The organism is Lactobacillus agrestimuris, assembly GCF_943193025.1.
GTDB classification, from domain to species: Bacteria; Bacillota; Bacilli; order Lactobacillales; family Lactobacillaceae; genus Lactobacillus; species Lactobacillus agrestimuris.
In genome coordinates this window covers 72737-94667 of the sequence record NZ_CALPCQ010000006.1, presented here as the reverse complement: position 1 = coordinate 94667, position 21931 = coordinate 72737, and the positions used below count along the sequence as shown (strand labels likewise).

The 21931-nt window shown below is 36.4% G+C and carries 18 protein-coding genes and 1 tRNA gene; 14 read left to right on the top strand and 5 right to left on the bottom strand.

Annotated elements, in window-relative coordinates; all coding sequences use genetic code 11:
- Positions 1-297 precede the first annotated feature (297 nt).
- On the bottom strand, positions 298-1224 hold the full coding sequence (locus tag NFR82_RS03065; protein WP_251716695.1) for an SLAP domain-containing protein: 927 nt from the start codon (positions 1222-1224) through the stop codon (positions 298-300).
- A gap of 331 nt (positions 1225-1555) precedes the next feature.
- On the opposite strand from NFR82_RS03065, the gene NFR82_RS03060 reads away from it, so the two are divergent.
- The 3 genes from NFR82_RS03060 to NFR82_RS03050 all read left to right on the top strand — a co-directional run bounded on the left by NFR82_RS03060 (position 1556) and on the right by NFR82_RS03050 (position 5815).
- The gene (locus NFR82_RS03060) at positions 1556-2773 is read left to right on the top strand and encodes a glucosaminidase domain-containing protein (RefSeq protein ID WP_251716693.1); all 1218 of its coding nucleotides are present in this window, start codon (positions 1556-1558) and stop codon (positions 2771-2773) included.
- 26 nt (positions 2774-2799) lie between these two features.
- A complete protein-coding gene (locus NFR82_RS03055; RefSeq protein WP_251716692.1) occupies positions 2800-3921 on the top strand; it encodes an SLAP domain-containing protein in 1122 nt (373 codons plus the stop codon).
- Positions 3922-3982: 61 nt separating this feature from the next.
- On the top strand, positions 3983-5815 hold the full coding sequence (locus NFR82_RS03050) for a monovalent cation:proton antiporter family protein (protein WP_251716690.1): 1833 nt from the start codon (positions 3983-3985) through the stop codon (positions 5813-5815).
- Between the two features lie 61 nt (positions 5816-5876).
- Here the strand turns inward: NFR82_RS03050 and NFR82_RS03045 are convergent, their stop codons facing one another.
- The 3 genes from NFR82_RS03045 to NFR82_RS03035 are packed head-to-tail and all read right to left on the bottom strand — an operon-like array spanning position 5877 to position 7959.
- Positions 5877-6674, bottom strand: coding sequence for a DUF6612 family protein (locus tag NFR82_RS03045; protein ID WP_251716689.1), 798 nt, complete (start codon positions 6672-6674; stop codon positions 5877-5879).
- Positions 6675-6712: 38 nt separating this feature from the next.
- The gene (locus NFR82_RS03040) at positions 6713-7474 is read right to left on the bottom strand and encodes a DUF6612 family protein (RefSeq protein WP_251716688.1); all 762 of its coding nucleotides are present in this window, start codon (positions 7472-7474) and stop codon (positions 6713-6715) included.
- 59 nt (positions 7475-7533) lie between these two features.
- The gene (locus NFR82_RS03035) at positions 7534-7959 is read right to left on the bottom strand and encodes a PAS domain-containing protein (RefSeq protein WP_251716686.1); all 426 of its coding nucleotides are present in this window, start codon (positions 7957-7959) and stop codon (positions 7534-7536) included.
- 148 nt (positions 7960-8107) lie between these two features.
- Here NFR82_RS03035 and NFR82_RS03030 point away from each other — a divergent pair, with 148 nt between their 5' ends.
- From NFR82_RS03030 to guaB, 11 genes are all read left to right on the top strand, one after another.
- Positions 8108-8800: a 2,3-diphosphoglycerate-dependent phosphoglycerate mutase gene (locus NFR82_RS03030; RefSeq protein ID WP_251716685.1), complete on the top strand. Its 693-nt coding sequence runs from the start codon at positions 8108-8110 to the stop codon at positions 8798-8800.
- 374 nt (positions 8801-9174) lie between these two features.
- The gene (locus tag NFR82_RS03025; protein ID WP_251716684.1) at positions 9175-9738 is read left to right on the top strand and encodes an aldose epimerase family protein; all 564 of its coding nucleotides are present in this window, start codon (positions 9175-9177) and stop codon (positions 9736-9738) included.
- Positions 9739-9844: 106 nt separating this feature from the next.
- Positions 9845-10954, top strand: a complete 1110-nt coding sequence (locus NFR82_RS03020; RefSeq protein ID WP_251716682.1) for an LCP family glycopolymer transferase — start codon at positions 9845-9847, stop codon at positions 10952-10954.
- Positions 10947-11564 (top strand): glycerol-3-phosphate acyltransferase, encoded by a 618-nt coding sequence (locus NFR82_RS03015; protein WP_251716681.1) that lies wholly within the window; start codon positions 10947-10949, stop codon positions 11562-11564. The genes NFR82_RS03020 and NFR82_RS03015 overlap by 8 nt, the downstream gene beginning before the upstream one ends.
- Before the next feature lie 29 nt (positions 11565-11593).
- Positions 11594-14572, top strand: a complete 2979-nt coding sequence (locus NFR82_RS03010) for an LTA synthase family protein (RefSeq protein WP_251716680.1) — start codon at positions 11594-11596, stop codon at positions 14570-14572.
- A 300-nt stretch (positions 14573-14872) separates the two neighbouring features.
- On the top strand, positions 14873-16135 hold the full coding sequence (tyrS, locus tag NFR82_RS03005; protein WP_251716678.1) for a tyrosine--tRNA ligase: 1263 nt from the start codon (positions 14873-14875) through the stop codon (positions 16133-16135).
- A 154-nt stretch (positions 16136-16289) separates the two neighbouring features.
- Positions 16290-16628 (top strand): hypothetical protein, encoded by a 339-nt coding sequence (locus NFR82_RS03000; protein WP_251716296.1) that lies wholly within the window; start codon positions 16290-16292, stop codon positions 16626-16628.
- 104 nt (positions 16629-16732) lie between these two features.
- Positions 16733-16805: transfer RNA gene (locus NFR82_RS02995), tRNA-Thr, on the top strand.
- A 104-nt stretch (positions 16806-16909) separates the two neighbouring features.
- Positions 16910-18223, top strand: a complete 1314-nt coding sequence (locus tag NFR82_RS02990; RefSeq protein WP_251716677.1) for a C1 family peptidase — start codon at positions 16910-16912, stop codon at positions 18221-18223.
- Between the two features lie 151 nt (positions 18224-18374).
- Complete coding sequence (locus tag NFR82_RS02985) at positions 18375-19028, top strand: HD domain-containing protein (RefSeq protein ID WP_251716676.1); 654 nt, start codon at positions 18375-18377, stop codon at positions 19026-19028.
- Between the two features lie 119 nt (positions 19029-19147).
- Positions 19148-20290 carry an IMP dehydrogenase gene (guaB, locus tag NFR82_RS02980; RefSeq protein WP_251716674.1) on the top strand — a complete coding sequence of 381 codons (1143 nt, stop codon included), beginning with the start codon at positions 19148-19150 and terminating at the stop codon, positions 20288-20290.
- A gap of 61 nt (positions 20291-20351) precedes the next feature.
- Here the strand turns inward: guaB and NFR82_RS02975 are convergent, their stop codons facing one another.
- On the bottom strand, positions 20352-21668 hold the full coding sequence (locus NFR82_RS02975) for a C1 family peptidase (protein WP_251716673.1): 1317 nt from the start codon (positions 21666-21668) through the stop codon (positions 20352-20354).
- Between the last annotated feature and the right edge of the window lie 263 nt (positions 21669-21931).

Below are 21931 nucleotides of genomic sequence, written 5' to 3'. Positions count from 1 at the left end.
TATAGGTATTTGAACCTGCAGAAAACCTGCAGCAAATATGCAGAAAAGATGTTGGTATATCAAGGCTTGTGAGACTATAGGTATTTGAACCTGCAGAAAACCTGCAGCAAATATGCAGAAAAGATGTTGGTATATCAAGGCTTGTGAGACTAAAGGTATTTGAATCTGCAGAAAACTTACAACATAAGATTGTAAATAATTATTTGTTCTGTTTTTTAAGTTGTTTTCTAAATAGTTGAGGTAATACTTCCATATATAAAAAATAGGACCAATATTGATCCTATTTTTCAAAATTTTCTAAAAGTTAGCAGTTCTTACATATTGCTTACCTTTACCAATGCGGTAGTAATATTTACCATTAGCAAACTTGTAAGGTGCACCATAAGTTGTAACTTTAGTGCCTTTTTTCAAGACCTTCTTGTTAGCACGAGTCTTGCTATTTTTGTAAACATAAGCATTAGACTTCAAGGTTCTCTTAGTACCATCAATGTTTGTGGCCTTTACATACTCAGAAGTATTGTAAACTCTGTAGTATTCAGTGCCATTGATCTTCACAGTATCTGGGTAAACATCAATATTTCTGAATTCACGATAAGATTTACCAGTTTTCTTACCATTCTTGTCGTAGATAGCAGCCTTGTGCATGATGTACTTAGTAATCAAATCACTGTCGGTACCTTTAGTGTAAGAGCCATCGAACCAGTTAGTTTTTAGATAAAGATTAGAGTTGGCACCGTTTAAGCGGGTGTAGGATACACCATTAACTGTGGTAGTTCCGTAAGTTGAAACCTTGGCACCATCTTTAACGTAGATACCAGTTTCACTAACAGTATTACCGTCAATCTTGTAAACTTCAGCATCTGAATCAGCTGCACCTTGAAGTTCTTGAAGATCGTGTTGGTCACCGACGATTACATTAAGAGTGAAGGTGTCAGGGTAACCAGTTGATAGGATAGTCTTAGTAACTTCGACTGGGTAAGTTGAGGCAATGCGAGTTTCAACCTTGCTAATATCAACTGAAACAGTAGTGCCAGGTTCACCGAAGGTATTTTTGATTGCGGTAACATCAACGTTGCCGTTAACTGGTACGTGTAAGAATGAATAGTTAGTGTTGTTTACTGCAATTGAGGCAGCTTCGACGCTTGATGAGATTGTAGTTGCAGCAAGTGGGGCAATTGTTAATAATGAGGCTGCTAAGAGGCCAGCGAGTTTTGTTTTTTTCATATTCGAATATTCCTTTCTTGAAAATCTACTTGATAAGTAGATTTTACTTCTATTCATTATTTTAACAAATAATGGAGGATTACTGTCAGATTAGGATTTTACTTTTTTAATTGATTTAGCCGCATTTTTAAATTAAATTTATATGTACGCAAAAAATCTTTTTTTACCTGAAACGAGTTAAATCTAAAAATAGCGGAATAATAATTTTAATTTTATTGGAATTTAATTGCAGTAATATTATTTTTTTATTGCAAAACGCCACTGATAGTTGTATAGGGCCGGATATCTGTTTACAATAAAGATATTAGTATGCAGAGGAGAAGAAGATTATATGAAGAGAAAATTTATTACTGGTGTTGCTACCGCTACAGCTCTTGCTTCAGCTGTTGTACCAGCAATGAGTAACTTGCCATTGATTAATAAGACATCAACTCATACTGCTGAAGCGGCTACTTTAGATCAAAATGCATTTTTAAATAAGGCTGCTCGTCAAGCTCAAAAGGCTTCCAAGAAGTACGGACTTTATCCATCTGTTATGATTGCTCAAGCAATTCTTGAATCAAACTGGGGAACTTCAACACTTGCTACTGAAGCAAATAACTTATTCGGAATTAAAGGTGGCGAAGATTGGGCTGGTCAAGTTTATAGCGCAAGAACCCGTGAAGAAAATAAGAAGGGTAAGAGCTATTACATTACTGCTAACTTTAGAAAGTATTCATCTTTTGAACAATCATTCGAAGATAATGGTAATAAGTTAAGAAATGGTGTTAGCTGGCAACCAGATCGTTACAAAGGAGCATGGATCGAAAACGCTGCTAACTCAGCTAGTGCTACTAAGGCATTAACTGGAACATATGCGACTGACCACAAATATGATCAAAGTCTTAACACTCGTATTGCTCAATCAAATTTAACTAAGTATGATCCTAAGATTAGTAAGGAAAGTAAGTCTTACACTGTTAAGCAAAATGCTGCAACTTATGCTTGGCCAACTGACCATTCAGTTTCTGCAAAATCTAACTCAGTTAAAAAAGGCGAAAATGTTACTGTTGATAAAACCATTACATACTACGATGGTTCTAAGAGAATGCATATCGCTGGTAAAGGTTGGGTAAACAGTACAATCTTCAAGAAGGGTGCTGCACTTGCTTCAACTCAAGCACCTAAAGCACAAGAATCCCAAGCTAACAAGCAAGTAATGCATAATGCTTATCTATACAATGGTAAAGGTAAACGTGTAAAGGGAACCAAGTCACTTAAAGAATATAGTGTAGTTACTGTTTATGGTACCAAGACCATAAAAGGTAAGAAATACTACAAGGTTGGTGAAGATCGTTATGTTGCAGCTGGCAATATTGACGGAACTTTGCGCGTTTTGAATCACAACACTTATGTTTACAACGGTAGTGGAAACCGTGATAATTTAATCGTTCACAAGAAGGGCGAAACTCTTGCAACCTACGGCAAGTCTGTAACCATCATTGGTAAGAAGTATTACAAGATTGGCATTAGACAATATGTCAAAGTTTCAAATTTTGCTAAGCAATAATCTTTCTTAAAATAGGGGATAATAATTTGAAACTTAAGAAGTCACTGATAATAGTAGCTGCAATCGTGCTTGCGATCGCAGCTGCTTTTTTCAAAAATACCAATACTAATGCCGATGCAATTAACGATCTAGCCAAGAAGTCAGATTATGTAGGGACAACTTTTTTATATCAATGGTTGAAGACGCAAAATATTCGCTATAACAAGTTTTACGAACAAAACAAAATTGTTTACCGAAAGGGCAAGCCCGAAGGTGTAGTTATTCACGAAACTGCCGATCCTGGTGCTAGTGCCAAAAATGAGGCGATTTACTTCAATCGTGATTGGAACAAAATGTATGCTTATGTTCATGCTTTCGTTGATCACGGTACTGTGATTCAGATGATGACGCCAGATTATGGTGTTTGGGGAGCTGGACCTAATGCTAATGATCGTTTCATTCAAGTGGAACTTTGTGAAGAGAATAATCGTAACGATTTTGCTAAGAGTGTAAATAATGACGCAATTTGGGTTGCGCAGATGTTACATCGTTATAAGCTTAAGCCGACTAATGCGACTCACAATGGTCAAGGAACTATTTGGTCTCACCTTGCTGTTTCGAAGTTTTTAGGTGGTACTGACCATGGCGATCCAGACGGTTATTTTGCTAAATGGGGTTACTCGATGGATCAATTCTGCGATCTTGTAACTTACTATTATGATTTACAAGAAGCCAAGCAGAAAAAGCCTAAGAAAGAAAAGGCAGTTAATCCGGAAGATTTAATCAAAGCAATTCCTAAAGTTAAGCCTGGTGAGAGTATCTTGATGAGGGATGCTTATGTTTATGATAAATCAGGCAAGCGCATTAAAAGTCAAGCGATGAAACAAGCTGGAACAGTAATCAAGATTAAGTCTAGCAAGACCATTAAGAAGACCAAATATTATGAAATTGGGAAGAATAAATACATTGTTGCTGCTAATGTTGATGGAACAATGAGAACCTTGATTCATAATTCATATATTTATGACACGGTTGGAGTTAGGTCTGGTAATACCAAGCTCTTGAAGGGCAATGCGATTAAGACTTATGGTAGTCCAGTAACTATTCGCGGTGAGAAGTATTATGCAGTTAGTGCTACTCAATTTGTTAAAGTTGATAATTTCAAATAGATAGAAGTCGCAAAGATGCGGCTTTTTTTGTATAATTTTCACAATGGAGGGGGAGCTGATAATGGAACAATTATCACTATTTCTAGTTGTATTACTTGCGCTGGTAATCCCGATTTTTATGGCACGATTCAACGTTAACAATGTGCCAACTGCTGTTGCCGAAATTATTGTAGGAATAATTATGGGTACCAGCGGATTTAATCTGATTACTTCAACGCATGATTTAAGTTTTTTATCCAATTTAGGGGTTATCCTGCTGATGTTCTTGTCAGGGATGGAAATTGATTTCGACTTATTAAGTAAAAAGAATAATCAAAAATCTCGCAGCCAGGCAGGAAAAATGGTTGATCCTTTGCCAACTGCAGCAATTGCTTTTGGTGGGGTCGCAATTATGTCAATTGTGCTCGCGTACTTGCTTAAGATCTTCAACCTATTTAGCGAAATCCCACTTGCTGCAATTATCTTCATGACAGTGGCGCTTGGGGTAGTTATCGCAACCTTGAAGGAAAAGGATATTTTAGGTCGACCAATTGGACAGACAATTTTGCTGACGGCGGTTATGGGGGAAGTAATTCCACTTTTGCTTTTAACCATTTATGCATCTTTGCACGGTGGTAATGCTGAAAGATTATGGTTAATCATTCTCTTGTTTGTAGCAGCAATTTTCTTATTATGGAGATTCCGCCAGCCTTATGAATGGTTTGTGAAAAGTACTAAGGCTACCACTCAACTTGATATTCGTTTAGCATTCTTCCTAATTTTTGCTCTAGTTACAGTGGCAGAAACTGTTGGTGCCGAAAATATCTTAGGTGCCTTCTTAGCCGGAATGGTTATGAAATTGCTTCAACCAAGTGAAGAAACTAAGGAAAAACTAACCTCAATTGGTTATGGATTCTTTATTCCAATTTTCTTCATTATGACCGGAGTTGGACTTAACCTTAGAAGAATTTTGGCTCATCCAGAAGTCTTGATGCTATTACCAGTTTTGGTAATTTTCTTATTTATTGCCAAAACACCAGTAGTGATCACTTACTTAACTAAGTTTGATCGCAGGAATGCCTTTGCCGGCGGCTTTCTTACCGCAACAACGATTACAATTGTTTTGCCAACTTTACAAGTTGCTAGACGACTTAAGGTAATTGATCAAATTCACTCAGATATTTTCATTTTGGCTGCAGTAATTGTATGTATTGTTTCACCAATTATCTTCAATTCAAATTTTGTTTTGAGTCCAGAAGATCGAATTAAGCAGAGAGTTGCCATCATCGGTGCCAATACTTTTACTATGCCAGTTGTACATGATCTTCATGATAATTGGTATTCAGTCACGATTTTTACCAATAATAAAAATCAATATGATACTTTCAAGAGTAGGGCAACTGTAGATTTGATTCCTCACCTGAATGAAGAAGAGCTAACTAAGGCCGGTGCCTTTGATAATGATATCTTCGTTGCGGCACTTCGAGATGATAAGAAGAACTATAACTTAGCGAAAATGGCCAAAAAGGCAGGGGTTAACCGCGTTATCGCTATCTTGATGCAGCCAGATGTCGATACTGTTAACGAACTTCAGGATGAAGGAATTGAAATCTTTAACTTCAGCAATGTTCGTGCAGCTCTTCTTAGAGCCTTAATTGAAACACCTTCTGTTTACCAAGTTATTACTGATACTAAGAATATTCTTTACTCAGTTCGTGTACGTAACACTAAGTACACCGGTACTCGTTTGATGGATTGGGATTTCATTGATCAGATTACAATCAGCCGAATTCGAAGAGATGGCACTTGGCTTGCACCACATGGTACAACTGTGATTGAGCCAGGAGATATCATTATCTTCTCAGGTAAATTTGAAGCGGCCGATAAGATTAGACAAACTTTAAGTAAAAGATAGCAGAAAAAAAGCTTGAATTTTCGATTGAAAATTCAGGCTTTTTTATATCTGTGAACCGTAATTATTTTTTAGTTTTAGTTGTTGGAAGTGGCTTAGCATCCAAGGCGTTGTCAGGAAGCTTTAAGAAGTCGTGGCTACCAAAGTTACCATAACTTTGACCTAAACGAACCTTAGAGAACTTGCCAAGTGACATGTTAACGAAGATATTGCATGAAGAAAGTTTATCATCTTTAACAATCATCTTAACGTCCATGCTAGTGTATTTGCCGTACTTTTGCATATTAGTAAACAATTTTTCTTGAGCCGTACTTTGACCAATTGTATTAAAGATATTTGAAGCCGCTTCTTTCATAATCTTTTGATCAGTAACTTTAGCGGTTAAAGTATAGGTTTGACCTTCACGTTTCATCTTGTAAGCATCAACCAACTTTTTATCAGGGTTGAAGATAATAGAATTGTTCATAACAGTTTCAAGAAGATCGGCATAAGTATGGCCACTTAATTTTTCTAAGCCAGACTTGTACCAAGCGCCGCTACCCTTAAGGTAAACATTACCAGAATTGTTAACCCATTGTTCAGAAGTACTACTCTTACCATTAGCAGAAGTTTGGTTATTAATGTGGAAAACAGTTGACTCTCCACCAAAAATAGTATTTGCAATAATAATTTGAGATGAAGTGTCTGTTGAAAGCTTGAGTGATTGAATTACTTGACCACTCTTAAAGCTCTTTTGTGACTTCTTAATAACTTCAGTCTTAGTTAAATTCTTTGGAGCAGCTTCCTTTTTTTGTTGATTGCAACCAGCAAGAAGAAAAGCTGCCAGGATTGGCACGGCAAAAAAAATCTTTTTAAATTTCATAGATAAATGAAAACTCCCTTTTCTAAAATATTACTTTCTTAATTACTCAACTTCACAGCGGACTTGGTAACAGAATCCGGTACTTTAAGTTTAGAGCTTTTATTAATATCGTCAATATTTAATTTTAAATGCTTACTTGTACCATCATCTTTATAACCGGCATCAATATCAACTTTAGTTAAGTTATATTTGCTATCGGTATTAATCTTTATAGTAGTTTTATCAGGTTCAACATTATTGGGATCAATTCCGATCACTGAAGTAATCATTGAATCTTGGATGATTGATTTCCAAATCTTTTTATTATTTCCAGAGTAACTTAACAAATATCCATTATTTGTTTTACTTACTTTAAATAAATTTGCGGAGCTACTGCTAAGTGAAAGAATAGCCGATTGAGCTAAATCAGCAGTAAGTTGGGCATAAGATGAGGAACTAGAGATCTTGGTTTTGAACCATTTGTTTGTTGCAGTACCTTTGCTTTGAATATAGTTGTATTTGCCATCAATCCACATCTTATAGTGACTCCCTTCTGTTGAGAAGTCAGCGTGAATTACGACTGGCTTTTTCTGATACTGAGCAGTAGCTTTTTGAGTTTCTTTGCCGGCTGCATTTGTCTGAAGCCAATTAGCTGTCATGGAATTTAATTTGGTATTTTGGGCACCAGTTAAAACTTTTTTAGCGCTTGGTAAATTTTCTTTGTTAGCACTGTTACTATTATTTGAACATGCGGCCAATGATAAAACTGCAACGCCAGTTAAGGCGAAAGTTAGAAATTTTTTGAAATTAATTTTTTTCATTCTAAATCTCCCTAAAAAAATATTTGCTTAAATAATAACTCTTTAAGCAAATATTTCTCTTAATTTTTCTTAAACATATTCATAATATTACGTAGTTTACTACCGCGAGTTTGGTATTTATCGACTGGTTGAGTTACTTCGATGCAGCCGATATATTTTCCTTCTTCATTGTGTAAGCTGTAAAAGGAGATGTTAACAGGAACATCGTCTTTAGTAATCATAATTGAAATAGATTTACGTTTACCATTGTGCATTTGCTTCAAGACAGACTTAACATGACTTTGACTGTGACCGGGATGCACTTCAAACACGGTTTTACCAATATCGCTTTCGGTTCTTTTGAACATGCGGTGTTTATTCATCGATGACCAAACAACAACATCTTGATCATCAAGAACATCAAATTCTTGTGGAATAGTACTAAAAATTGCATTGAGCTGTTCAATGGAGAGTGATCCACCATTTAGTTTAATCTTCTCTGTCATAAATTTCCCTATCTTTCATATGTGTTTTCAATTATCTATTCTACCATCTTTAAGAAATTCTTTAGCTTTTTTACGTAAGAACTATGCATTTTTTCTCTAAGCGTGTAAAATAATATCGGAAACATTGAATTTCAGAAGGAGATATTTCATGTCAAAATTAGTATTGATCCGTCATGGACAAAGTGAATGGAACCTTTCAAACCAATTTACTGGTTGGGTTGATGTAAACCTTTCAGAAAAAGGTGTTGAAGAAGCTAAAAGAGCTGGTCGTTTAATCAAGGAACACGGTCTTGAATTTGACCAAGCTTATACTTCATTATTAACTCGTGCTATCAAGACTTTGCACTTTGCACTTGAAGAAAGTGGCCAACTCTGGATTCCAGAAACTAAGTCATGGAGACTTAACGAACGTCATTACGGTGCTCTTCAAGGTTTAAACAAGAAGGCTACTGCTGAAAAGTATGGTGACGAACAAGTTCACATTTGGCGTCGTTCATACGATGTATTGCCACCAGCTATCGAAGATGATAACGAATACAGTCAAGTTCATGACCGTCGTTACGCAAACCTTGACCCACGTATCGTACCAAAGGCAGAAAACCTTCACACTTGTCTTGATCGTGTAATGCCTTTCTGGGAAGATCACATTGCTCCTGACCTTCTTGATGGTAAGAACGTAATCATCGCAGCACACGGTAACTCACTTCGTGCTTTGACTAAGTACATCGAAAACATTTCAGATGAAGACATTATGAATCTTGAAATGAAGACTGGTGAACCAGTAGTTTACACATTCGATGAACACTTGAACGTTGTTAACAAAGAAAAGCTTGATGACTAATTTTTAGTTTATTGAGTCAAAAATCCTCAATCGTAATGATTGAGGATTTTTTGAACTTTTTTCAAAATTAAAGGCAAAAAAAGACATCAACCAAGGTCGATGTCTTCTTTTTATCAACTTGCTCCAAAAATTAATGTTTTTTACTTTTAATTTTATAGAACAGGTTTATTATATTATAAACAACAGTGTTTTTCCATTATTTTTTAATTTTCGAGGTGATCCTTATGAAAATATTAATGACTGGCTTTGATTCATTTGGCTGAGAAAAGTAATCCTGTAATTAAGACGATCGTCACGTCAATTGAATAAAGAAAATTGACACTCGACCTAATTAAGTGCAAACTTATTACTGAGGTATAGTTGGGAGAAAAAATATGCAAACAATTGAAAACTCTCTCTTGCGTTTGTCAGTCGATGAAAATGGTGCAAGTGTTAATCATCTTGCCTACATCCCTGCAGAATTTGATTATCTTCAAGATGATCATAAGCAAGAGAATATATCGATCGTTTTTCCAAGCATCGATAAAAAGAATTGGGCACTTGAACTTCCATGGACTGTTGTTGATAAAGGAGATGCACGGGTCAGTCTTACTTTAATTGATACACCTGAAAGTTATAAGGAATTCCCATTTCATTTTGAAATTATGGTGACATATGTAGTTGAAGGTAATCAGCTAACTGTGTCATTTCATGTAAAGAATAATTCTTCTAAAGATATGCCATTTTCACTAGGAATGGTTTTGCCTTTGATGGAAGGATGGCAAGCTTCAAAAGCTGTAAGTTTAATTAAATTACTTAAAGATGATCACTCAATTACGATTGAGCCAGCAGAATTTACTGCACAAATTAAAGACGATCAAATCGATTTCAGTAGTAATGAAATGCGGCTTGCAGGCGGAGCCGATCAAGCTTTTGAATTGACTTTTACTATTGCCTAAAAATGTAACAATTTTAATAAGATGAAAAAGCAGACCGTCAAAGGGCTGCTTTTTTTGATATAATACACTCATTGTGATTTTACTTAGTATTTTAGGTAGTTGATATATGAAGAATAATGATAATAAACCTCAGAGTAGTCGAGTTCAATTGCATTCAAAAGATTACAAAAAAAGGCGTCACGTAATAACATGGATTATTTCAATCATAATCATTGTTGCACTTGGAGTGGCAGGATACTTTGGTTATCTTTATTTCAAGACTAAGAATGCAGTTGATAAGACTTATGATCCGCAAAATCAAGTTCATATTGGAAAAGGTGAATTTAACGGTAAGCATAAATTCGCTGTTCTTTTGATGGGGACTGATACTGGGGCACTAGATAGAACTGATAAAAGAGGAAATACTGATACATTAATTCTCGCAATTGTAAATCCACAAAAGAAGCGTTATACCTTAATGTCGATTCCACGTGATACCATGGCGCAAATGGTTGGAGCAGATGAATTTAAGGTGGAGAAGATCAACGCGGCTTATGCTATGGGTGGAAGCAAGATGGCGATGAATACAGTATCGAAATTAATTAATGTCCCAATTAAATACTATGCAGTAGTTAATATGGGCGGAATTATGAAGATGATTCGCTATGTTGGTGGAATTAATATCCGTCCAACTTTAAGTTTTGAATATGGTGGTTACGTCTTTAAGAAAGGTCAATTAACCCATATGGGTGGAGGCGGAGCGCTTGCATATTCAAGAATGCGTTATGATGATCCTAAGGGAGATTACGGCCGTCAAGAACGTCAAAGACAAGTGATTACGACTTTGATTAAGAAGGCTGTTTCAGTAAGTTCGCTTTCTAACTTGAATTCAATTTTAGAGTCAGTTTCTGGAAATGTTAGAACTAACTTGCCATTTAGTGCTTTGCAACAGATTGCTATGAATTATCGTGGTTGCGCTCAAACCGAAAAGAGCGATTATTTACATGGTTATAATGCTAAAATTGATGATGCAGCATACCAAGTTCAATCAACTGAAGAATTGCAAAGAGTTTCTGATTATTGTCGAAAGGAATTAGGGCTTAAACCAGAAACTATCAACAACAATGAAACCTTCCAGAATGAAAAGAACATTCAAAACGGCTTTAAGTTTGGTAGTGGTGAAACGCAGAATTATCAAATTTATGATTATGTAGAATCGGGTGATAACGATGACTAGATTGTGGTCAATCCTGATAGGTTACATTTTTGGAAATTTATTATTTGCAATGATCATTGGTCATTTTTTCTTGAAGAAAGATCCGACCAAGTTTGGTTCTGGAAATCCAGGAACTGCCAATATGGGTGCTGTCTTTGGAAAGAAGTGGGGGATTTTAACTTGTATCGGTGATTTGTCTAAAACGGCTATCGCATTGTTAATTGTCCATTTTGCTTTTCCAGGTGAGTTGAATTTGGCTTATGCAGGTTTAGGGCTGATATTAGGTCACTGTTTTCCAATTCTTGATCATTTCAAAGGCGGTAAAGGAGTTGCCGTTGCGGCTCTTTTAACTGTAGTTTATGATTGGAAAGCTGGGCTTATCACACTTTTAATTGCATTATTCTTAGTAATTGTGATGAAGAATTTAACAATTCCGCCACTTGTATTTATGATACTATTTAGTATTGATGCGACTATCCATTCTGTTGAAGCAGGAATTATCTTCTGGATAATTACAGCAATTATGTGCTTCCAGTTTAGACATGACATCATTGACTTCTTTTCTGGAAACGGTAAGAGAGTCGACATCTTGGTTACACTGAAGAAAAAACTAGGTGTAAAGCAAAGGTAGATTTATAGTAAGGACTAGAAACTAGAAAAATGAGGGAAAATAAGACAAAAAGATCATTAACAGCTTGGCAAGCAATTTGCTTGTTAGCAGCTACTTTCGTAATGATCGCATTAGCTTATAATTTTGGTGGCTCATTTGGACGTTTGCCACTTGGAAGCTTGCTGAGATTTGTTCCAAAAATGGCTGAAAGTGCCACAATAGTTTTAGTGCCAATGGTATTTGGTGCCGTCTATAGCAAGAAAAAAGTTCACCCAGCAGAGGCCTTTAGATTTTGGATACTCGCTGTAGTAACTTTGGTTTTGTTCTATTTGGTGTATTTCTTCAAGTCTCCAGGTAGTTTTAATATGTGGAAACTCTGGGGAGTATTCTTCCCAGTTTTAACCAGTACTTCAGTGATTCTTTCAGGATTAATCTTTAGTATTTTGGTTCAACCATATTTGTTAGAACTCCAAAGCAAGTTAACTGACAAACAAAACTTTTTATTACTCAGCACTTTAACTGTTGTTGGTTTTGCAACAAGTGCTGGCACAATGCTTTTCAATTTCTCAATTTATGGATTGTACTTAATTCTTTATTTTGCTTGGGGAATGTTTTTAGCTAGAACTAAAATCACAAGCAAAGTTTTCAATTGGTCAATTGTAGCTGGAATTATCTCATTCTTAGTTGTATTTATCGGTGTGCCTGGATTTAATGGGGTATATTGGTACCAACTCTTGTCAGGGCGTAGTGTAGGAACTTGGAATCGTTTCTTCTTAAGTAATCCATCATCACCATTTATTGTGGTAATGGTTTTAGCAATTTTCCTTATTTTTAAGAAGGTAATTGTTTCATTCACTAATGTTGAAATGAGATTCTTTATTCCAGTAATAATTTTCATGCAAGCTCCAATTGCAACTAGCTTCATGAATTCATTCCGTTTCACTGGGAGTGCCGGCTTTAACAAGTTACTTATGATTGTAATCATGGTAATTGTAAGTATCTTGCTTGCTATGCTTTATAACAAATACTTATTTAGAATTAAGCCATTTAGAAGAACCTTGATCTTCTTAACTTCCCATGATAATTTGGCAGAAATTATTGTTGCCGCTTGGGAAGGATTTAAGAATTGGGTCATTAAAAACCATGTCAACCTTCTTACTTGGGGCTGGTTCTATATTTTGAGTTTTGTGTCATTTTTAATTGAATCTGATAATTTAAGAATTCAAATTACTACTGCAACTGATATTAATGCAGTGATTTTCCTTCTTGGAACAAGATTCTTTGCAATTATCTTAACTACAATTTTCCTTGATGCAATGTTCTCAATCTTTTACTTTGTGACTACACGTTACTGGACTTCAACAATCCTAGTTTCTGTAATTACAATCGGCTGGGCAATCGCAAACAAAGTTAAACTTAACTTACGTGGAGAACCAATTTATCCAAGTGAATTAAGTGAAGCAACCAACATGAAAACTTTGATCCCAATGGTTGGGGAACAGCTTTTAGTTGTGATCTTGATTGCTTTGGTTGTCATAATTGCTTTAACTATCTTCCTTGAAATTAAGTTCCCAATTAAGAAGAAAGGTTCATGGAAGCGCAGAGGTATCGGGGCACTTCTAAGTTTATGCTTGTTTATTACTCCAATTTGGTTTAACCACGATGGAACTATTATTTACCATATCAATCATGGTTTCGATAATAAGCAATCATTTAGAAATCCAGAGCGTGATATTCAAATTAACGGTCCAATTCTAAACTTCTTGAATTATATTGACCTTCAAATTATGAATAAGCCAGAGAACTACTCAAAGGCTACAATTGATCATTTGAATGAGAAGTATTCTAAGATTGCCGCTGAAATTAACAAGACAAGAAAGAATAATATTAAGAATCAAACTGTTGTCTTTAACTTAAGTGAAAGTTTTGTTGATCCATATACTTTCCCAACAATTAAGTTTGATAAGGGCGTTCCAAACCCAGTTAAATTTATTCAAAGTATGCAAAAACGTGCTACCTACGGTAATATGCTTAGTGCAGGTTATGGTGGTGGTACTGCCAACATGGAATGGGAAACTTTAACCGGTCTTAACATGGGTATGTTTAGATCAACATTAACACCATATGTTCAAGTTGTTCCAAGATACAAGTACTATCCAACTATTGGTATGAACTTCGACTACAAGTCAGCAGTTCACCCATTCATTGGTACTTACTACTCAAGAATCGAAGACTACAAGCGATTCAAGTTTAATAAATTTGCTTACTTAGGTTCAAAGTACAAGATCATTGATCAAAAGAAACTTGGCAAGAGTAATTACAATTCAGACTTTACTGCTTATGCAAATGGTTTGAAGCAAATCAATGACCAAAAGGGTGGTCAATTCATTAATTTGATTTCTATCCAAAACCACATGCCTTACAATGACTGGTACCCACACAACGAATACATGGGTAAGATTTCTGGTGAATTATTCAACAGTGGTGCTGTTCAACAACAAATGGCAACATATGTAAAGGGTGTTCAATACACAGATCAAGCCGTTAAGAAGTTTATTGGTCAAATCGATAAGATTAACAAGCCAATTACAATTGTCTTCTACGGTGACCACTATCCAAGTATTTTGTCACAAAGTTATACTGCTAAGTATCCAGTTCAAATGCACTCAACTCGTTACTTCATTTACTCCAACAAGTATGCACGTGAACATGGTGCTAAGGCTAAGCTTACTAAGAACGCAAACTATGTAAATACAAGTGATTTCATTGCAATGATGCTTGAACAAACTAATTCAAAGGTAACACCATATCAAGCACTTCTTACTGAAGTACATGAAAAATTACCTGCAATCACTATCAATTTTGAAGGTGATAAGGGCTTTGAATTAATTAACCAAAAAGGTCAAAGGGTTGATCCTAAGACTTTAACATCAGAGCAACGTGCACTTCTTAGTGATTACGAAGCTGTTCAATATGATATGACAGCTGGGGATGCTTACGGCTTATCTGCTAAAGGATTCTACAAGTAACCAATAATTTAAATTCTACTGGCATTTGCCGGTAGAATTTTTTATTTTAAAAGTGTTGACTAATTGGTCAAAACTAAGTAACATCATTACTAACGAAGTAGCAGATCAGTTCAGTGTTCAGAGAACTAGCGGTTAGTGTGAGCTAGGCAGGCTGATTAGGCGAAATACAATTGGGGTTGTTCCCGTAAAAACTTTTTTGAGGCGCTACTTAGCGCGAACGTGGGTGGTACCACGGCTAATGATGAAGTTTAGTCGTCCCTTGGATTTGATCCAAGGGACGTTTTTTGTTGGAGGTAACTTATGGCAAAATTTGATATTTTAGAAGATTTAAAATGGCGCGGTGCCATTAACCAAGAAACCGATGAAGAAGGTTTACGTAAGTACTTAAAGGAACATGATGATTTGGCCCTTTACTGTGGTACTGATCCAACTGGTGATTCTCTTCATATCGGTCACCTTATTCCATTCATGATCTTGAAGAGATTCCAAATGGCGGGTTACCACCCAGTAATTTTGATCGGTGGGGGTACTGGTTCAATCGGTGATCCATCAGGTAGAAAGACCGAACGTGTTCTTCAAACCGCTGAACAAGTTAAGAAGAATGAAGAAAAGCTTACTGCACAAATGAAGAAGCTTTTTGGAACCGAGAACTTTGAAATTAAAAACAACGCTGAATGGCTTGGTAAACTTAACTTGATCGACTTTTTGCGTGATTACGGTAAATTCTTCCAAGTTAACAACATGATTAACAAGGACGTTGTTGCTAGCCGTCTTGAAAATGGTATTTCATTTACTGAATTTACCTACCAAATTTTGCAAGCTATCGACTTCTACCACTTGAACAAGGATGAAGGCGTACAAATGCAAATTGGTGGTAGTGACCAATGGGGTAACATCACTGCCGGTATCGATTTGATCCATAAGCTTGAAGGAAGTGACCGCCCTGCATTTGGTTTGACTATTCCATTAATGCTTAAAGCCGACGGTACTAAGTTTGGTAAGTCAGCCGGTGGTGCTGTTTGGCTTGATCCAGAAAAGACCAGTCCTTACGAATTCTACCAATTCTGGATTAACCAAGATGACCGTGACGTTGTGAAGTACCTTAAGTACTTCACCTTCCTTTCACATGAAGAAATCGATGCTTTAGCAGAAGCTACAGAAAAGGAACCTTGGAAGCGTGCAGCTCAAAAGAAGTTGGCTGAAGAAGTTACTAAGTTCGTTCACGGTGAAGAAGGACTTAAGGAAGCTCAAATGGTTACCGAAGCATTATTCTCAGGTAATGTAAAGGAATTGTCAGTTAAGCAAATTGAACAAGGATTGAAGAGTGCTCCAAGTGCTGAAACTGATAAAGAAAAGAAGAATATCGTTGACTTCTTGGTAGATACCAAGATTGAACCTTCAAAGCGTCAAGCACGTGAAGATGTTAAAAATGGTGCTATCTATGTTAACGGTGATCGTCAACAAGATCTTGATTTTGAAATTGATCCTGCAAGTGACTTTGATGGTAAGTACGTAATTATCCGTAAGGGTAAGAGAAAGTACACTTTAGTACATGTAAAATAATTAGTCTAATTAAGGCGGCCGTAAGGGCCGTCTTTTTTTATAATTTTTTTACAAAATCCCTTGCATTATATAACAGATGTTATATAATAATATATGTCAAGGGGATATGAAAGATCCCAAGAGTTAAATTAGTGAAGATATAGAGGTATTTAAAATGAAGAAGTTAGTTAAGGTTGTTTCAAGTGTAGTTATCGCATTAAGCTTTGCAGGTATGGGTAGTCAAGTTGTTAGTGCAGCAACAGTAGCACTTGCACCAGCACAAGTAGCGCCAACAGATCCAGCAATTAAGAAGGGTCAAAAGATCATGGTAGTTGTAAAAGACACAAAGAAGCAAACCGTTTCTGTATACAACGCAAAAGCAGAAAAGACTAACAAGTCAGTTAAGATGGGTTCAGAATACACTGCAAAAGCTGTAAAGAAGGTTAACGGTAAGAAGATCGTTAAAGTTTCAAATGGTAAGTGGTTGAACACTAAGGACGTTACTCAAGACTAATTGCAGCAGTGAGTGTAGATTTTAAATATCGAAATATTAAAGCAACATATAATAAAATCAACAGTCATTCGATAAGAATGACTGTTTTTTGATATAATAAATACGCTGCTTTAGCTCAGGAGGTAGAGCACCGCCGTGGTAAGGAGGAGGTCCTCAGTTCAAATCTGAGAAGCAGCTTTATAGAAGATCAAGCTTGTTTGATCTTCTTTTTTCTTTTGGTGATAAAATGGATATAATAATTTAATCAAAATATAATTTTACTGAGTGCGAGGAGGAAGAATATGGCACATGAGCTTAGTTTTGAAGAATTAGCTAACTTCCAAAAGAATTACGAAAATGATAAAGCTAATAAAATTGCGGAAATGGCAACCGTTACTAATGGGGTACAAAAGGCCAGTTACAATACAGAAGTTACACGTGATTTAAATCGTAATTTTTCAATTGAGATTAAAACTGACAATGTGACTGATCAAAAGCAATCAGGACGTTGTTGGTTATTTGCGGCATTGAACGTTCTTCGTCATGATTTTGCTAAGAAGTATAAGACAAAGAATTTCACTTTCTCTCAAAGTTACTTATTCTTCTGGGATCGAATTGAACGGGCAAATATTTACTTTGATCATATTTTAGAAACGGCTGATCAAGATATTGATGACCGAACAGTGAAGTTCTATTTACGAGCTCCAGATACTGATGGCGGTCAATGGCATATGGCAGTTTCACTTATTAGAAAATATGGTTTGGTTCCAAGTTATGCCTATGGTGAAAGTTTTACTGCAAACGCCACTGCTGCCTTCAATACGGCTTTAAACATGAAACTACGTGAAGATGGCCTAGTTTTACGTAAACTTGCTAGAGAAGGCAAAAAGGGCGAAATTGAGGCAAAGCGGACAGAATTCTTAAATGAAGTTTACCGCATGGCTGTAATTGCCTTTGGTGAACCTGTTCAAAAATTTGATCTTGAATACACCAATGACGATGGCAAGTATCAATTAGATGAAGATCTTACTCCACTTGATTTCTGGAAGAAGTACTTTACTGATGATTTGGATGACTATGTAGTTTTATTCAATGCGCCAGATCATGAATTTGATAAGCTTTATGCTCTTCCATTTGAAGATAATGTAGTCGGTGGAAAACCGGTTCAATTTTTAAACACAAAAATTGAAAATTTGAAAGATGCCGCGATTGCTTCACTTAAGGGAGGCGACATTTTCTGGTTTGGTTGTGATGTTGGTAAAGAAAGTGACCGTCAAAAAGGAATTTTGGCTAAGGATTTGTACCAAACTGATACTTTGTTTGGAATCGAAACTAAGCTTGATAAAAAAGAACGTCTTCTTACTGGTGCCAGTGGTTCAACTCATGCCATGACAATGGTCGGAGTTGATGTGGTCGATGGTAAGCCGCGCAAGTGGAAGGTAGAAAATTCATGGGGTGCAAAAGTAGGTGAAAATGGCTACTTTATCATGGATGATGCTTGGTTTGATGAATATTTATTCAAAGTTGTGGTGAAGAAGAAGTACTTACCAAAGAAGTTGGTAGAACTTTCTGAAGGAAAGGCAACTCCAGTACCAGTATGGGATTCAATGGGATAAAAGATGTTACACACAAAAACTTTGTTTTTGATGTGTAACACTTCTTGATCACGAAGTGAGCAAGTTCCTTAAAAAAATTCACAAAAACTTTGTTTTTGATGTGTAACACTTCTTGATCACGAAGTGAGCAAATTTATAAGAAAGGTATTCAATGGACATTAGCAGAGTTATCGATTTTACCAAAAAGCAACTAGCTGGCGAAACTACAGGACATGATTTTTACCACGGTCAACGAGTAGCCCATCTCGCTAAAAAGATGTATCTTGCGGACTACCCACATGCACATGAAGATTCTCGAATCGTTGCAATCATTGAAACTGGTGCATATTTGCATGATACAATCGACGAAAAAGTTTGTGATAATCCTGATGAGGTAATTGCACAAATTAAGAAATTACTTCCTGAGCTTGGTTTTTCTGAATTAGAAATTGAAGATATTCTTTTTACAATTCAGCACATGTCTTTTTCCGCAAATATTGAAAAGAAATATCAACTGCCGCTCAGTGGACAATATGTGCAAGATGCCGATCGACTTGAAAGCCTTGGTGCAATTGGAATTGCCCGTGCCTTTACTTATGGCGGCAAGCATGGAAATAAGATTTATGATCCAGAAATTAAGCCAGTTAAGTTGATAAATCATGATCAATACCGTGGCCATGTGGAAACAACGATTAACCACTTTTATGAGAAATTATTTCTTTTGAAGGACTTAATGAATACTCCAAATGGTAAAAAAGAGGCTGAGCGGCGCACTGCATATATGCAGGATTTCATTGAAGAATTTATGACCGAATGGAATGTATAACAAAAAATCTTGGTAGAAAATGCCAAGATTTTTTTATTTTTCCTTGACCGCTTAGCTTAAGGCGAGTAAAGTATGGATAATTTAAATTAAATTTGTGCTTAGAAAAGGAGAGTTGTTTCATGTCAAATTGGGCTTCAAAGTTTGCAAAAAAAGGTTTAACCTTCGATGATGTTCTGTTAATTCCAGCAGAAAGTCATGTTTTACCAAATGGGGTAGATTTAAGTACCAAGCTTAGTGATAACTTGCAATTAAAGATACCTTTGATCAGTGCAGGTATGGATACTGTAACTGAAGGTGCAATGGCAATTGCGATGGCTCTTCAAGGTGGACTTGGTGTGGTTCATAAGAATATGTCTATCAATGCTCAAGCCGGTGAAGTCGCAAATGTTAAGAGTGTACAGGTACCGGCTAATGTTACTAAAGCGGCTGTTGATAGCCAAAACCGTTTACTTGTTGCTGCAGCAGTGGGGGTTACCAGTGATACCTTTGAAAGAGCTGAAGCACTTTTAGAAGCTGGTGCTGATGCAATTGTAATTGATACTGCTCATGGTCACTCAGCAGGAGTTCTTCGCAAGATTAAGGAAATCCGTGATCATTTTCCAGATGTAACTTTAATCGCTGGTAATGTTGCAACCGGTGATGGTACTCGTGCATTATTTGATGCAGGTGTTGATGTAGTAAAAGTTGGTATTGGACCTGGTTCCATTTGTACTACTAGAATTGTTGCAGGAGTGGGTGTTCCTCAAATTACTGCCATTTATGATGCTGCAAGTGCTGCTCGTGAATATGGTAAGCCAATTATCGCTGATGGAGGTATTAAATACTCTGGTGACGTTGTAAAGGCCCTTGCTGCAGGAGGAAATGCAGTAATGCTTGGTAGTATGTTATCAGGTACCACAGAAGCTCCTGGAGAGATTTTTGAAGATAATGGCAAGAAGTACAAGCGTTACCGCGGAATGGGCTCTGTAGGGGCCATGGCGCAATCACACGGCTCAAGTGACCGCTATTTCCAAGGCGGGGTTAACGAGGCTAACAAGTTGGTTCCTGAAGGTGTTGAAGCTCGTGTTGAATACAAGGGTGATGTTAGTGATGTCATTTTCCAAATCGATGGCGGACTTCGTTCAGGAATGGGCTACTGCGGTGCAGCAAATATTCCTGAATTAATTGAAAAGGCACAATTTGTTCAAATCACTAATGCGGGACTTCGTGAATCACATCCACATGAAGTTCAAATGACTAAGGAAGCTCCAAATTATAAATAAAGATTTAGACTAAAAAAAAGCAGTGTATCGAAATTGATACACTGCTTTTTTGTGTTGCATCTTAAGCTAACGAATCCCAAAGTGGAAGGTCAATTGTTTCGCCTTCAGCTAACTTTCTTTGTTCATCAGTTAAGTACTTCTTGTGAACAACAACTTCATAAACATATTTGTTGAACCAGTCATTATTCATAACGAAGTAACCCTTATTTCCGCTCTTGTCGCCCCATGAGTTTTCCACTTTCCATTGGCGGATTTCACCATTGTCTTCGTCTACACCAACTAAAGTCATAGCATGAGAAACTTCACCAGCACCGGTTCTTAAACGATCAGCCTTGCTCATATCAAGGTCAACGCCAAAGAGACTGTTTAACTTGTAAAGGTTAGTGTCAAGATAGCCAGTCTTGCGATCCATTTGACGAAGGACATCGTTACCAAACCAGACAGCTTCGCCATCCTTTAACTGCGCAATTGCAGCGGAAGTTAAGTATTCCATTGGAACGTTTAAAAGCTTGATCTTGTATGAACCTTCAATATTATCTTCACCTGGAAGACCGTATAGTTTGTCATATTCATGATCAGGTGCGTTAGTTAAAACAACGTAATCATCGAAGTCGACATCACCTAAATACTTGTGAAGAAATTCGATTGGAGTAAGATCTTTATCCAAATGGTATTTCTTATCATCATCGCGATATTCCAAGTCAAACTTCTTTGGTGGTTCACCAACAGCGATTGCTGTCATGCGGTAAACTTCGCTTAAGAACTTTTTACGAGCCTTTTCGATTTCTTCATCTTTACCTTCTTGCTTTAGTTTACGTAAAACTAAAGCGTCTTTTTTAAGCTTGTCACCTAAGGCAGTCGCAAAACCAGTAGTATTATTGGTATTTGCAGTTTCAGGCATTGCATATGAAGGAACAACACCATATTTTGCGACAAGAGCTGCAGCCATATGGAATTGACCACCATCGGCTCCTGCGAAGTCGAGCGCTGACTTAACTTCACGAGAATCTAGCGCCTTATCAGCAGTATTTAAAATATTATCGTAAAAGATATTTGCACGTTCGATTTTATCCCAGAAAAAGTTGTAGGCTTGTGAGAAAGTAAAGTTCTTTGCCTTATACTTTTTACCAAATTCGTGACGCAATACATTCAAAGTTGAGAATTCCCAACAACGTCCAGAATGTTTTTGATTAGTTACGTTGTCAGTATCTAATTCAGTTGAAAAAACTCTTGTGAGCTTACTTTGAACGCGATCGTTATATGAAGCTTCAAGTACACCGCTTCTTTGAGCAGCACGAGCGATAACTTTATTTTGGGGATCTTGATTAAATTCCGAAGAAAAATCTTCGATTTCTTGTAATGTCAACTTGTGAGACATAGAAAAAGCCTCCTTATACTTACTTAGATTTGCTTTTTATTAATTTCTATTTGTATAGTATAAGACTAAAAGAAAAGTGAGTTCAATATAATGAACTCACTTTCTCAGAGAATTATTTAAATTGATAACTTATTCTAGGACTTCTTGCAATAATCTATAAGTTAATCAATTGAATTGAACTGTCACTGTTAAGTTAAATACTTAGACAGGCAATATTCAATACAACATTATCATAATGTGCATGAATGTTATTTGCAACTATA

Excerpts from the sequence above, each read along its gene's own strand:
- NFR82_RS03065 (WP_251716695.1), bottom strand. The coding sequence starts at position 1,224 with ATGAAAAAAACAAAACTCGCTGGCCTCTTAGCAGCCTCATTATTAACA.
- NFR82_RS03060 (WP_251716693.1), top strand. The coding sequence starts at position 1,556 with ATGAAGAGAAAATTTATTACTGGTGTTGCTACCGCTACAGCTCTTGCT.
- NFR82_RS03050 (WP_251716690.1), top strand. The coding sequence starts at position 3,983 with ATGGAACAATTATCACTATTTCTAGTTGTATTACTTGCGCTGGTAATC.
- NFR82_RS03045 (WP_251716689.1), bottom strand. The coding sequence starts at position 6,674 with ATGAAATTTAAAAAGATTTTTTTTGCCGTGCCAATCCTGGCAGCTTTT.
- NFR82_RS03040 (WP_251716688.1), bottom strand. The coding sequence starts at position 7,474 with ATGAAAAAAATTAATTTCAAAAAATTTCTAACTTTCGCCTTAACTGGC.
- NFR82_RS03035 (WP_251716686.1), bottom strand. The coding sequence starts at position 7,959 with ATGACAGAGAAGATTAAACTAAATGGTGGATCACTCTCCATTGAACAG.
- NFR82_RS03030 (WP_251716685.1), top strand. The coding sequence starts at position 8,108 with ATGTCAAAATTAGTATTGATCCGTCATGGACAAAGTGAATGGAACCTT.
- NFR82_RS03025 (WP_251716684.1), top strand. The coding sequence starts at position 9,175 with ATGCAAACAATTGAAAACTCTCTCTTGCGTTTGTCAGTCGATGAAAAT.
- NFR82_RS03020 (WP_251716682.1), top strand. The coding sequence starts at position 9,845 with ATGAAGAATAATGATAATAAACCTCAGAGTAGTCGAGTTCAATTGCAT.
- NFR82_RS03015 (WP_251716681.1), top strand. The coding sequence starts at position 10,947 with ATGACTAGATTGTGGTCAATCCTGATAGGTTACATTTTTGGAAATTTA.
- NFR82_RS03010 (WP_251716680.1), top strand. The coding sequence starts at position 11,594 with ATGAGGGAAAATAAGACAAAAAGATCATTAACAGCTTGGCAAGCAATT.
- tyrS (WP_251716678.1), top strand. The coding sequence starts at position 14,873 with ATGGCAAAATTTGATATTTTAGAAGATTTAAAATGGCGCGGTGCCATT.
- NFR82_RS03000 (WP_251716296.1), top strand. The coding sequence starts at position 16,290 with ATGAAGAAGTTAGTTAAGGTTGTTTCAAGTGTAGTTATCGCATTAAGC.
- NFR82_RS02990 (WP_251716677.1), top strand. The coding sequence starts at position 16,910 with ATGGCACATGAGCTTAGTTTTGAAGAATTAGCTAACTTCCAAAAGAAT.
- NFR82_RS02985 (WP_251716676.1), top strand. The coding sequence starts at position 18,375 with ATGGACATTAGCAGAGTTATCGATTTTACCAAAAAGCAACTAGCTGGC.
- guaB (WP_251716674.1), top strand. The coding sequence starts at position 19,148 with ATGTCAAATTGGGCTTCAAAGTTTGCAAAAAAAGGTTTAACCTTCGAT.
- NFR82_RS02975 (WP_251716673.1), bottom strand. The coding sequence starts at position 21,668 with ATGTCTCACAAGTTGACATTACAAGAAATCGAAGATTTTTCTTCGGAA.